This window comes from Pseudorhodoplanes sp. (assembly GCF_050250235.1).
Taxonomy (GTDB): domain Bacteria; phylum Pseudomonadota; class Alphaproteobacteria; order Rhizobiales; family Xanthobacteraceae; genus Pseudorhodoplanes.
The window spans coordinates 1-12,551 of record NZ_JBFWPA010000151.1 but is presented as its reverse complement, the minus strand read 5'-3'; the positions used below and the strand labels follow the sequence as shown (position 1 = coordinate 12,551).

13 protein-coding genes are annotated in these 12,551 nt (G+C 63.3%); 10 read left to right on the top strand and 3 right to left on the bottom strand.

Going from position 1 to position 12,551, the window contains the following annotated elements; all coding sequences use genetic code 11:
* Positions 1-104: 104 nt before the first annotated feature.
* Both AB7F49_RS33530 and AB7F49_RS33525 read left to right on the top strand, forming a co-directional pair.
* On the top strand, positions 105-1,601 hold the full coding sequence (locus AB7F49_RS33530; protein ID WP_428530361.1) for an amino acid permease: 1,497 nt from the start codon (positions 105-107) through the stop codon (positions 1,599-1,601).
* Positions 1,602-1,688: 87 nt separating this feature from the next.
* On the top strand, positions 1,689-2,648 hold the full coding sequence (locus tag AB7F49_RS33525; protein WP_428530359.1) for an acetamidase/formamidase family protein: 960 nt from the start codon (positions 1,689-1,691) through the stop codon (positions 2,646-2,648).
* Between the two features lie 13 nt (positions 2,649-2,661).
* On the opposite strand, the gene AB7F49_RS33520 is transcribed toward AB7F49_RS33525, so the two are convergent.
* On the bottom strand, positions 2,662-3,246 hold the full coding sequence (locus AB7F49_RS33520; RefSeq protein WP_428530357.1) for an NnrU family protein: 585 nt from the start codon (positions 3,244-3,246) through the stop codon (positions 2,662-2,664).
* Positions 3,247-3,517: 271 nt separating this feature from the next.
* Here AB7F49_RS33520 and AB7F49_RS33515 point away from each other — a divergent pair, with 271 nt between their 5' ends.
* The 4 genes from AB7F49_RS33515 (at position 3,518) to AB7F49_RS33500 (ending at position 6,375) form a co-directional block, all read left to right on the top strand.
* Positions 3,518-4,480 (top strand): Bug family tripartite tricarboxylate transporter substrate binding protein, encoded by a 963-nt coding sequence (locus AB7F49_RS33515; RefSeq protein ID WP_428530355.1) that lies wholly within the window; start codon positions 3,518-3,520, stop codon positions 4,478-4,480.
* Positions 4,481-4,648: 168 nt separating this feature from the next.
* Positions 4,649-4,807, top strand: a complete 159-nt coding sequence (locus AB7F49_RS33510; protein ID WP_428530353.1) for a DUF5993 family protein — start codon at positions 4,649-4,651, stop codon at positions 4,805-4,807.
* Positions 4,808-4,815: 8 nt separating this feature from the next.
* Positions 4,816-5,361 carry a disulfide bond formation protein B gene (locus AB7F49_RS33505; protein ID WP_428530351.1) on the top strand — a complete coding sequence of 182 codons (546 nt, stop codon included), beginning with the start codon at positions 4,816-4,818 and terminating at the stop codon, positions 5,359-5,361.
* Between the two features lie 6 nt (positions 5,362-5,367).
* Positions 5,368-6,375 carry a metal-dependent hydrolase gene (locus tag AB7F49_RS33500; RefSeq protein ID WP_428530349.1) on the top strand — a complete coding sequence of 336 codons (1,008 nt, stop codon included), beginning with the start codon at positions 5,368-5,370 and terminating at the stop codon, positions 6,373-6,375.
* A 79-nt stretch (positions 6,376-6,454) separates the two neighbouring features.
* On the opposite strand, the gene AB7F49_RS33495 is transcribed toward AB7F49_RS33500, so the two are convergent.
* On the bottom strand, positions 6,455-6,805 hold the full coding sequence (locus AB7F49_RS33495; RefSeq protein WP_428530347.1) for an ArsC family reductase: 351 nt from the start codon (positions 6,803-6,805) through the stop codon (positions 6,455-6,457).
* 233 nt (positions 6,806-7,038) lie between these two features.
* Between AB7F49_RS33495 and AB7F49_RS33490 the strand changes: the two genes are divergently transcribed.
* The 3 genes from AB7F49_RS33490 (at position 7,039) to AB7F49_RS33480 (ending at position 10,068) form a co-directional block, all read left to right on the top strand.
* On the top strand, positions 7,039-7,785 hold the full coding sequence (locus AB7F49_RS33490) for a GntR family transcriptional regulator (RefSeq protein ID WP_428530345.1): 747 nt from the start codon (positions 7,039-7,041) through the stop codon (positions 7,783-7,785).
* Between the two features lie 45 nt (positions 7,786-7,830).
* The gene (locus AB7F49_RS33485; protein ID WP_428530343.1) at positions 7,831-8,856 is read left to right on the top strand and encodes a TRAP transporter substrate-binding protein; all 1,026 of its coding nucleotides are present in this window, start codon (positions 7,831-7,833) and stop codon (positions 8,854-8,856) included.
* An 87-nt stretch (positions 8,857-8,943) separates the two neighbouring features.
* On the top strand, positions 8,944-10,068 hold the full coding sequence (locus AB7F49_RS33480; protein ID WP_428530341.1) for a hypothetical protein: 1,125 nt from the start codon (positions 8,944-8,946) through the stop codon (positions 10,066-10,068).
* A gap of 19 nt (positions 10,069-10,087) precedes the next feature.
* Here the strand turns inward: AB7F49_RS33480 and AB7F49_RS33475 are convergent, their stop codons facing one another.
* On the bottom strand, positions 10,088-11,182 hold the full coding sequence (locus tag AB7F49_RS33475) for a Rieske 2Fe-2S domain-containing protein (RefSeq protein ID WP_428530339.1): 1,095 nt from the start codon (positions 11,180-11,182) through the stop codon (positions 10,088-10,090).
* 411 nt (positions 11,183-11,593) lie between these two features.
* Here AB7F49_RS33475 and AB7F49_RS33470 point away from each other — a divergent pair.
* Positions 11,594-12,551, top strand: a 958-nt coding sequence (locus tag AB7F49_RS33470; RefSeq protein ID WP_428530337.1) for an isopenicillin N synthase family dioxygenase, incomplete at its 3' end; no start/stop codon positions are given.

The window sequence follows — 12,551 nt, the reverse complement described above, 5'->3', positions numbered from 1 at the left end:
GTCGGACACGCCCTAGTCGCGGTCGGTCGCGCGCCGCAGGTGACAGCCGCGCGCGACTCAGGGAAAGATCGCAGGGTCGCACGCTTGCGGGGATCGCGTAGCGCTTGCCCGACCTCTTTGCCCGAAAACCTTTTGCCGAGCTCAAGCGGGAGTCCGAGAGCGGCGAAGGCACCGGCGCGCTCAGGCGCACGCTGTCCGCCACCAGCCTGGTCGCGCTCGGCGTCGGCTGCATCATCGGCGCCGGCATCTTCGTCCTGACCGGCAATGCCGCTGCGACCAATGCCGGACCCGCAGTCTCGCTGTCCTTCCTGCTGAGCGCATTGGTCTGCGCGCTTGCCGGGCTGTGCTATGCGGAGATGGCATCGAGCGTGCCGGTCGCGGGCAGCGCCTACACCTATTCCTATGCCACACTCGGCGAGTTCGTCGCCTGGATCATCGGCTGGGATCTGATCCTGGAATACGCCTTCGGCGCGACCGCGGTCGCCATCGGCTGGTCGGGCTATGTGGTGAGCTTCATGCAGGGCGTCGGCCTGCCGATCTCGCCGCGGCTTGCCGCATCGCCGCTGGCCTACGACTCCACGACGGGCGTGTGGTCCTTCACCGGCGCGCTCGTGAACCTGCCGGCAATGGCGATCATCGCCGCCATGACGGCGCTGCTGATCGTCGGCACCAGCGAATCCTCCCGCGTCAACAATGTCATTGTCGCGATCAAGTTGACCATCGTGGTGTTGTTCATCGTCGCGGGTGCGTTCTATTTCGACACCGCCAACTGGGTCACGACAGGCAATCCGAAGGGCGATTTCATACCGCCGAACGAGCAGCCGGGCGTGTTCGGCTGGAGCGGCGTGCTGCGCGGCGCGGCAATCGTGTTCTTCGCCTATATCGGCTTCGACGCGGTTTCTACGGCGGCACAGGAGGCGAAGAATCCGCGCAGCGACATGCCGGTCGGCATCCTCGGCTCACTGCTGGTCTGCGCCGTCCTTTACGTACTGGTGAGCCTCGTTCTCACCGGCATCGTGCCATACGACCGGCTGAACGTCGCCGATCCGATCGCGGTCGGCATCGACGCAACCGGACTGACGTGGCTCGAGCCGCTGGTGAAGCTCGGCGCCATACTCGGTCTGACCTCCGCGATCCTCGTATTGCTGCTCGGCCAGGCACGCATCTTCTTCTCGATGTCGCGCGACGGGCTTCTGCCAGCCTGGGGGGCGCGTATCCATCCCCGCTTCCGCACGCCCTATGTGAGTTCGCTGCTGATCGCCGTCGTCGTCATGGCGCTCGCGGGAACCTTGCCGATCAATATGGTCGCGCAACTCGTCTCGATCGGGACGCTGATGGCATTCGCCATCGTGTGCATCGGCGTGCTGCTGCTGCGCATGCGCGAGCCGGACATGCCGCGCGCATTCAAGGTGCCGGCGATCTGGCTGGTGGCACCGGCCGGCGCGCTGAGCGCGGTGCTGCTCATGCTGGGCCTGCCGGGCGATACCTGGCTGCGTCTCGTGATCTGGGGCGCGATCGGCCTTTGCGTCTATTTCTTCTACAGCATGCGCAACAGCCGCCTGCGTCTTGCCGGCACGGCCGCACGACGCCTGGTCGCGTAATTCGCCGCCGAAAGCACCGGCGCATCTATGCCTGATGCCACGGGCGCTGTTATCGTCGGTTGCCCGCGTTCAGATTGAAAGTCCGCAATGACCCAGCACCGCCTCGACCCCTCGCCCGCCACGGTCCACTGGGGCCATTTCGACGCTGCGCTTGCGCCCGTGCTCACGATCGAGAGCGGCGACACCGTCACGATAACGACCGTCTCCGGCCTGCCCGATCAATTGCCCGCGGCGGCAGCCGGCTTCACGATTGCCCCGGCTCTGCCCGCGATCCACGGCAGCGTCGAACGCAAGACCGGTCCGCATATCTGCACCGGACCGGTCGCGATCCGCGGCGCCCGGGCAGGCGACACGCTGGAAGTGCGCATCAAGGCGGTGGCACTGCGTGACGACTGGGGCTTCAACATGATCCGCCCTGGCGCGGGCGCTTTGCCGGATGATTTCCAGCAAGGCCGCGTCATCCATATCGGGCTCGATGCGGACCGGATGATCGGCCGTCTGCCCTTCGGGACCGACATTCCGCTGCGGCCGTTTTTCGGGATCATGGGCGTTGCGCCGCCTCCCGCCGCAGGCACCGTCTCGTCGGTGCCGCCCGGCCGCCACGGCGGCAACATCGACAACAAGGAATTGGTCGCGGGCACAACGCTCTATCTGCCGGTCCACACCGAAGGTGCCCTGTTTTCGGCAGGAGACGGCCATGGCGCACAGGGCGACGGCGAAGTCTGCCTGACCGCGATCGAGACCGGGCTGATCGGGACCTTCGAACTGCATCTGCATCCGGGACGACGGCTCGACTGGCCCTGGGCCGAGACGCCCACGCACCTGATCACGATGGCATTCGATCCGGACCTCGACGCCTGCGTGACGGTTGCGCTGCGAGAGATGATCGCCGCAATCTGTTCGCGCAGCGGGCTGTCGCGAGAGGACGCCTACACGCTCTGCAGTCTCGCTGCGGACCTGCGGATCACTCAGGTCGTCAACGGCAACAAGGGCGTGCACGTCATGCTGGAGAAACGCTATCTGGAAGACCTGCCGCGCCCCACATGACGTCAGGTTTCCCTTATCCGAAGATCACGGGCACACCGATGATGATGGGGTGGAACAGCAGCACCAGCGCCACATAGACCACCGTGCCGACCACGACCGCGACCAGGTCGCTCGGCCAGCCGCCCTGCGGCAGCGACGGTGCGCCCGGGTCGGTTCGCCGTTTCAGGGTGATGCGGTCATACACTGCCCATGCGAGGATCGAGCCGAACAGGATCAGCGAGCCAAGGTCGCCGTTCGCGATCAGATGCGCCAGCGCCCACAGCTTCACTCCGACCAGCATCGGATGTTTCAGCACCCGCTTGATATGGCCGGGGATATAGGCTGCCGCGATGCACACGATCGCAATCCAGTTGAGCAGCAGCGCGAGGTGCCGGGTCCATACCGGCGGATACCAGAGGTTGACCCATTCGGTCGCGCGATAGCGCGCGAAGCCGACCGCGATAAGGACGACGCCAATCGCGGAAATGATCGAGAAGCCGATCTTGTAGGGGCCTTCGCCGATCCGTGCGATCAGACGCGCGCGCGCGGCGCGCCGCGTCACGAAAACATGCGGCGCAAGAAATACGATCAGCCCAAATATGAGCGTGCCAAGACCCATGGCTGCCCCGCCCGCCTCCAATCTGGAACCATTCTTAGCGGGCGCTGCGTCGCTGGCAAGCCGGCCCGCCGCAACGCTGTCCCGAACTGCCTCGGATGACAATGCAGCGCGTGGCGGTTCGAACGCTGCGTCCCTCGTCTCCGGCAGAGTTTCCGGGTTAAAACGGCTTGCAGAACGGAACGGGCGGCTGGATACATAGGGTCGCAGTGGAATTTAGTACCGAGAACGTGACCGCCGGCGAAAGCGGCGCTTTTTCCGGAAAGGACAATCGATGAAGCGAGCAGCCCTGGCCATTGCCGCCATCCTCACTGCATTCGCACCGGCTCAGGCGCAGGACTGGCCGGCCAAGACGGTCCGGATTGTGGTGCCGTTCGGCCCCGGTTCCACCCCCGACATCGTGGCAAGGCTGCTGAGCGAGCAATTGCAGGCGAAATATCCCGGCTCCGCATTCGTGATCGAAAACAAGCCCGGAGCGGGCGGCAATACCGGCACCGATGCCGTCGCCAAGGCGGCGCCCGACGGGAGCACGATCGGGGTGTCGATCGGCGGACCGCTCGCCATCAACACGCTGCTGTTCTCGAAACTCCCCTATGATCCGAAGAAGGATATCGCGCCGATAACAAAGCTCGTCACCATGCCGAGCGCGCTCGCGGTCCATCCCGATCTCGGGGTCAAGACGGTGGGCGATCTGATCGCGCTGCTGAAGAAGGAACCGGGCAAGTACAATTTCGGCTCGATCGGCAATGGCTCGCTTTCGCATCTGACGGTCGAGGCGATCGCGCAGAAGAGCGGCGCCAAGATGGTGCATATCCCCTACCCGTCCTCGCCCGCCGCGATGACGGCGCTAGTGCGCGGCGACGTGCACATCGCGGTCCTGCCCGCGATCGCCGTCACCCCGCAAGCCGATGTCGGCAAGGTGACGATCCTCGCGGTTTCGCTGCCGAAACGCTCGCCCTACCTGTCCAATATCCCGACCCTGAAGGAATCAGGCGTGGATGTCGAAGCCGACACCTGGATGGGTCTGATCGCGCCGGGGGGCACGCCGCCCGCGCTGATCGAGGCAATCAACAAGGACGTGGTGGAGGCGCTCAAGGCGCGCGCAGTGCGTGACAAGCTCGCCACCCAGTATATGGAGCCCGTCGGCAATTCGCCGGCGGAATTCCGCGCGGTGATCGACAACGAGATCGAGCGCTGGTCGCCGATCATCAAGGCGGGCAATGTGAAGATCAACTAGTGTGGTGGTTTGGTGTCCTTCGAATCCGAAGTCCGCTCACGAGCAAGCCGCAGAATGAAGCGGACTTCGGATTCGGGACGCTAGGCGTTCGGCCGCCCGTCGCGAATCCGTTTCCCGGGCATGGCGGATGCGCGGGAATCAATCCACCAATTGCCTGACGATGGACGAATGATCTTCACGCTCCTCTTCCTGATATGGACCGGCGTGCTCGTCGCCGCCTGGTTCGCTGCGCGCAGGGCCGCCATGGCAGCCTTTGCGCTGGCATTGATTCTCAGCATCGCGCTGTTCGTCCATCACATCACCGATCCGCTCACGCTGTCGTTTTGAGCACGAAGATGCGGTCACTTGCCCTCAACCTGAATACGCTTGCGCTCTACGCGCTCGGCGCGCTCCTGGCCGCAGCTTTCGTGATGCAATTCGTGCTGGATGAGTTGCCCTGCCCGCTCTGCCTGCTGCAGCGCGCGTTTCTTTGCGCGCTTGCCGCGGGGCCGATCCTGAACCTGCGCTTCGGACCGAGGCCCTCGCATTATGCACTCTCGATGCTGGCGGCGCTTGCAGGCGCCGCGGTTTCGGCGCGACAGATCCTTCTGCATATTCTGCCCGGCGATCCCGGCTACGGCAGCGCAATTCTCGGCTATCACTATTACACATGGGCGTTCATCGCCTTCGTGCTGGCGCTGGTCCTGCTTGCGCTCATCCTGTTGCTGGAAGGCCAGTTCGATGCGGCGGCGGCGCTGCCCCAGCCTGGAACCCTCGCACGCGCCGCCGTGGTCCTTGTGATCGCGCTGACCGCTGCCAATATTGTCTCGACACTGGCAATCTGCGGATTCACCGCATGCCCTGACAATCCGGTTCGCTACGAACTATTCCAGCGGCAGTGACGCTCCATGGATTCGCTTTCCCAATTCGCGCTCGGTGCCGCGATCGGCATCGCGGTCATGCGCGGGCGCACCAGACCCTGGAAAGCGGCGCTGATCGGCGGGCTCGCCGGCACGCTTCCCGACCTCGACGCCTTCTACGACCACGGCGACCCGGTTTCGAATGTAACGCTGCACCGCGCCAACAGCCACGCGCTGTTCTGGCTGACTCTCGCCTCACCTGCCGTCGCATTCGCAGGCGCCGCGATCTTGCGCGAACGCCACCAGTTCCGCCGCTGGTGGCTTGCGGTCTGGCTTGCGCTCGTCACTCATCCGATCCTCGACTGGTTCACCGTTTACGGGACGCAGATATTGCGTCCCTTCACGGATTTTCCCTATGCCGTCGGCAGCATCTTCATCATCGACCCGCTCTATACGCTGCCGCTTCTGATCGGGATCGGCGTGGCGTTGATACTGCGCAACGAGCGCGGCTGGCGGTGGAACATCGCCGGGCTGATCCTCAGCACGCTTTATCTCGGATGGGGAGTGTTCGCGCAGGCGCAGGTCAGGGCGATCGCGGAGGCGTCTCTGGCATCGGACGGCCGCAAGGTCGAACGCCTGCTGGTGACGCCAACCGCGTTCAACACGCTGCTATGGCGCGTTGTCGCCATGACGCCCGACGGCTATCTCGAAGGCTTCCGATCGCTGCTCGACCGCGATCCGCGCATGACCTTTGACGCCTATCCGCGCGGCGAGGCGCTTTATGGCGCGGTGCGCGACTATCCATCGGTCGCACGCGTTGCGTGGTTCACGCAGGGCCTGTTCAAGATGAGCGAGCGCGACGGCAAGGTCATCATCTCCGACCTGCGGATGGGCCAGGAGCCATATTACAGTTTCAACTTCGTGGTCGGCGAGCGGCAGAGTCCGACCATCGCGGCGATGCCGCCCGTTCGCTTTCGCGAACAGCACGAAGCCCGAACCGGCATCCGGTGGCTGTGGCGGCGAATGTGGGGAAATCCGGTGCCGCCGCCGAAATGACAAGAGTGGCGAATGCGCGCCACTGCCGCTGAGGCAATTGGCACAATGGCATCTGCACGCAGCCGGCATTCGCGCCCGGCTATTTCCCCAAGGCCGCCTTGTACGCCTCGGGCTTGAAACCGACGAGGAGCGCGCTTCCGATCTCCAGCACCGGCCGCTTGATCATTGAAGGCTGATCCAGCATCAGCCTGATCGCCTTGGCTCCGGTCAATCCGGCCTTGTCCTTGTCGGGAAGCTTGCGGAACGTCGTTCCCGCGCGGTTCAGCAAGGTTTCCCAGCCCACATCCCTGCTCCAGCGCTCCAGCCGCGCCTTGTCGATACCGGCGGTCTTGTAGTCGTGAAACGTATAGGTGACCCCGGCCTTGTCGAGGAAGGCGCGCGCCTTCTTCATGGTGTCGCAATTCCTGATGCCGTAAATCGTTATGTTCATGCGCTGTCCGTCACATCGAAAAATGCCTCTTTGTCTGGGCGGCGGCGCCCGGTTGCATCCGCCCGGCCATTCCGTGCGGCCGCCCATTCGAGATTATACAATGGATCGTGGGCGTGAATACAATTCGAGCATTCGTCCGCGGGCCATCGGTCAATTTTCTGGTCTTTGCAGTTGACAGGGCTCAATATTGTATACAGCTTGCATGGCAGGAAACGCCAAAAAACAAGCTCCGGATGGACGCGCCCTCTCCGCAAAACGTCACCGCGCTCCTGAAGCTGCGCGAATTGATTCTGAGCGGCGAATTGCGTGCGGGAGAACGCCTGTCTGAACTCTCCCTGGTCGAGCGACTCGGCGTGTCGCGCACCCCGATCCGCACCGCCATGATGCGGCTCGAACAGGAAGGACTCGCCCACGCGATACCCACCGGTGGATTCGCGGTCTCGGCGTTCAGCGAGCGCGACATCCATGCCGCGATCGAAGTCCGGGGCACCCTCGAGGGCCTCGCCGCCCGTCTCGCTGCCGAACGCAGGGCGCCCGAAGCGGAACGCGCCGCCCTGAAAGCCTGTCTCAGCGCGCTCGATGAACTGGTTTTCGGCGACGGCGTGACCTCGGCGAATTTCTCGCGCTATGTCGAGCTGAACGGACGCTTCCATCAGATCGTGATCGACCTCGCCGACAGCGCAGTGCTGTCTCGACAGATCGCGCGTGCGGTGGCGCTGCCTTTTGCCTCGGCGTCGGCATTCGTCACGGTACAGGCCAGTCTGCCGCAGGCGCTTGTGCTGTTCACGGTGGCGCAGGATCATCACCGCTGTATCGCACGCGCGATCGAGGACGGCGAAGGCGAGCGCGCCGAATTCATCATGCGCGAGCATGCACGCCTCGCCCGCCGCAACCTGGAGCTTGCGGCGCTCAGCCGGAAGACCCGCGACCTGGTACCCGGTTCGTCGCTGATTACGTTCAAGACCAAGGTTGCTGTATAAGTCGCCCGCCCCTGTCAAAAGACAACAACATCGGAGGAATGCAAAATGAGAAATAGCTTGTACTGTCTGGCGGCACTGTCCGCGCTTTCCCTTGTCGCGGCGCCAGCAGCCGCGCAAGACAAGCCGGTCGAGCTTCGTTTCTCGCACTGGGTGCCGCCGCAGCATCCCATGCACAAGGCCGCCGAAGAATGGGCGGCGTCGATCAACAAGGCGTCGAACGGCACAATCAAGATCACGATCTTTCCCTCGCAGCAGCTCGGCAAGGCGTTCGACCATTACAACATGGCGCGCGACGGCATCGTCGACATTTCCCATGTGAACCCCGGCTACGAGCCCGGTCGATTCCCGATCGTTGCGGCGGTTGAGCTGCCCTTCATCTTCAACAATTCGAAGGAAGGCAGCGCCGCCATGGACGAGTGGTATCGCCGCTATGCTGCCAAGGAGATGAAGGACGTCAGGTTCTGTCTGATGTTCGCGCACGATCCGGGCACCTTCCACTTCACCAAGAAGAAGGTGCAGGTGCCGACCGACATCAACGGCATGAAGTTTCGTCCGCCGAATGCCGTGATCGCCAACTGGATGCGCTCGCTGGGCGCCAGCAACGTACAGGCCTCGGCACCGGAAATCCGCGACGTGCTCGAAAAGGGCGTGGCGGAAGGAGCGGGTGCGCCCTGGGGCTCAGTGCTGTTATTCGGCATCGACAAGGTGGCTCAGTTCCATATCGACGTTCCCATCTACGTCTCCGAGCAGGTCTGGGTGCTGAATCCGGCGACCTATGCGAAGCTCTCACCGGCTCAGCAGAAGGTGATGGACGAGCATTGCTCGAGCGATTGGGCGCTGAAGATCGCAACCCCCTGGGCGGATTACGAATCCGGCGGCAATGCGAAGATCAAGGCGCTGCCCGGCCATGAGGTCTATCCCCTGACCCCGGACCAACTCGCCGCGTGGAAAAAGTCGGCCGAGCCGATCGTCGCGAATTGGGAAGCCGACGTGAAGAAGACCGGTCAGGATCCCAAGGCGGTGCTCGACGACCTGAAGGCGACGGTCAAGAAGCGCAACTCGGCCTACTGAGCGGCCAACGACGAGGTGAAGCGCGGCGGATCACGCCGCGCTTTTTTTCTCCCTACAGTCTCTCCAAGAAACTCAACAGGCACAGCAATGAAGCGTAGCGACAACCGCATCCTGACGACCCATGTCGGCAGTCTCGTCCGCTCGAAAGCGGCGATCGAGGCCGTCAGAAATCACGATCAGAAGAAACTGGAGGCGGAGGTCGCGGACATCGTTGCGCACCAGGCCAGGTCCGGCATCGATATCGTCAATGACGGCGAGTTCGGAAAATCGGGATGGGCCAACTATATCCTCGAACGCCTGAGCGGGTTCGAATTCCGTCCGGACAAGATGTATCAGGCGGTCTGGCTCGGCCGTGATCGCATCCGTTTCGACGAATTCATGAAGGAGCAATTTCCGCGCGGCGTGACCGGCTCGCCGGGACATGCCTGCGTCGCTCCGATCACCTATACCGGCCATGACGCCGTGCGCGGCAACCTCGAAGCGCTGAAGGCGGCGGTGGCAAAGACCAAGGTCGAAGACGTGTTTTTCACCGCGGTCGCCCCGGCGAGCGTCGGCTATGACGCCGAGAACGAATACTACAAGAACGAAGAAGACTATGTCTTTGCGATCGCGAACGCATTGCGCGAGGAATATCTGGAGATCGTCAACGCGGGCTTCGTGCTGCAAGTCGACGACGCGGTGCTCGCGAACATGTTCGATCACCTCAGCCAGGAAAGCCCGAAGAAGTTCTACGACTGGGCCGAATTGCGTGTGGCCGCGCTGAACAAGGCCCTAGAAGGCATTCCGGAGGACCGCATCCGCTATCACATCTGTTTCGGAAGCTGGCATGTCCCGCATGTCGCCGATGCGAAGCTGTCCGACATCGTCGACCTGATGCTGAGCGTGAAGGCCGGCGCCTACTCGATCGAAGCGGCGAATGTGCGCCACGAGCACGAATGGAAGCTGTGGAAGACGAAGAAGCTGCCGGCAGGCAAGATCCTGATTCCGGGCATCATCACCCATCACACCACCACGGTGGAGCATCCCGAGCTGGTCGCCGAGCGCATCGTCAATTTTGCCGGGGCGATCGGCAAGGAGAACCTGATCGCCAGCACCGATTGCGGATTCGCCCAGGGCGAGACTACGCAGCGTGTGCATCCGCAGGTGATGTGGGCGAAATTCGAGAGCCTCGCCGAGGGCGCACGGATCGCCAGCAAGCAGTTGTGGGGCTAGGTTAGCGCAGCACCGCGCATCAGCCGGAGCGTTTCCGCTCGGCGTGCGCCTTGCGGCCGCCGCGTTCAAGGTGTTCCGGAGGAATCGTCCGCAGCAGCCGCTCCGACAATTCGATCGACCGGCGGGCCAGTTCCGCGGCGCCGTCGTGCAAGTCCTTCGAATCCCTCACGTCGCGGACATTGTTCTCCATATCCTCGGCGGACCAGCCACGGCTATGCGCGATATACGGGAATTGCGGGAAGTGAAAGCCAAGTTCGGCGAAGAAGCCGAGCAACTGTCCGGCAACGCCCTGCACATTGTCCTGTCCGCCAACGATGATGAAGGCGGCAACCTTGTTGCGGATCATCACGCGGTTATGGGTGGTGACCTGGTTCTGGATGCAGTTCAGCCGTTCCGCCATCCTGAAATAGAGCGCACTCGCCTGCCCCCACCGGATCGGCGTCGACAGGATGATCACATCCGCCCAGTGCACCAGCGCCTCATAGATCGCATCGAGTTCGTCCTTCGGGTCCATCTGCGTAACCGAACAGGGCCAGGTGCAGGCGCGCGCCGCCTTGGAATAATAGCCCTCGCATGAGCGGAATTTCAGGTCGTTGAGCTTGATGAGGCGCGTCTCGCATCCCTGCTCCGCCGCCGCGGCCAGGGACGACGCCAGCAGATCGTCGGAGCCTGAATAACGAGGCGCCTTCGGGTCCATCGCGGTGGTCGAGATCCCGGCAACGCGAACGGGACCCTCGGCCCGCAGGATTGGACGCGCCAGCGGATGCGGCTTGTGCGGCGCGCGATGCCGCGCGGTGCCGGACTTCACGTTGACGAGAACGCGGCCCGCTTCGACCTTAACGGGGTAAGACGGCACGCGGTCGGCTTCAAAGCCGGGCTCGCCAATGCCGGTGACCCGGTGAAACTTCCATTGATGCCAGGGACACACGACGTAATCGCCGTCGAGCGTCCCCTCTCCCAGCGGCCCACCGACGTGATTGCAGTTGTTGTGAATGGCACCGAACTGCCCGTTCGTGCAGGTCAGCGCGATCTCGAGATGCCCGGCCCTGTGACGCTGCAATGACCGGGCAGCGAGTGTGTCGGCAGAGCCGAGATCAATCCAGTCGTCATCCATGCGAACACGCTGCTCCCGGGCATGCCGGTTGACCACCGGACAGGTTCATCGCGCAGTCTGTCAATATAACGATTTCCCGGCAAATCTGGGCCGTCTGCCACCTTTTCAGGCTTCGGAGCGGTCCGCGCTTCTGATAATCTTTCTTGGCGAGTAGAAGCGGTCAGGGCGCGCACCGCCCGGGACATTGCTCGGCAAGGATCGATTTTTATCGCTCTGGAGCCACGCAATGCCGCACCTTTCGAGCAGATCCGCATCCAATGTCCGGGGTTGCGCCATGGCGCGCGGTGCGCTTGCGCGCGCCCGGATACCGGCTTCGGCCCGGCTCAGAAAATGGGCAGCGCATGCTCGGACGCGGCGGTCCTTGTGTCCCGCAACCACGGCGCAAGACGCCGCATCTCCCTGGAGAAGGCCATGACCAAAACAGCAACTGCGACCTACGACCTGCCGGAACTCAACCTTGAAACCACCTTCGGCGGCGTCGGCACCACCAGGCAGCGCGATGTGCCGCGTATCGACATGAGCAATTTCGAGCAGCGCAAGCACGAGATCGCCGACGCGCTCTGGACCGCTGCGGTCGACATCGGCTTCTTCCAGCTTGTCAATCACGGCATTCCGCAGGCCCAGGTCGACGAGGCCTTCGACATGACGGCGCGCTTCTTCGGCCTGCCGCACGAGACCAAGGCGAAAATGCCATTGCTCAAGGGGACCAATGCCGGCTGGGAATTCAAAAGCCAGGTCCGGCCTTCGACCGGCACCGCCGACAACAAGGAAAGCTACCAGATCACCGCGCCGCGCATGGCGAAGCTCTGGCCAGACGGAAACGACCTGCCCGGTTTCAAAGTGACAATGCTCGCCTTCGAACGCGCCAACTGGGCACTCGGCATGAAGGTGCTGTCCTGCTTCGCGCTCAAGCTCGGCTTCGCGCCCGATTTCTTCACCGACGCGCATGATCCACTCGCGCCCGATTATCAGAGCACGCTGCGGCTCCTGCATTATCTTCCGATGATCGACGCAAAGCCGGATGACTTCACAGGCTGGCGTGCCGGCGCCCACACCGATTTCGACTGCCTGACACTCCTGCATCAGCGCGCCGGACAGGGCGGGCTGCAATTGTGCCCCGGCAAGGAAGCTTCCGAACTGGAATGGACCGATGTCGAGCCCCTGCCCGGCGTCATTACCTGCAATATCGGTGACATGCTGAAGCGCTGGAGCGATGACCAGTTGCAGTCGACGCTGCATCGCGTGCGCATGCCGTACGCGCACGAATATCTCGGCCCACGCTATTCGCTGCCGTTCTTCTGCCAGGCCAACATGAAAGCGATCATCCAGGGGCCGCAGAAGAAATACGACCCGATCACCGCGCACGACT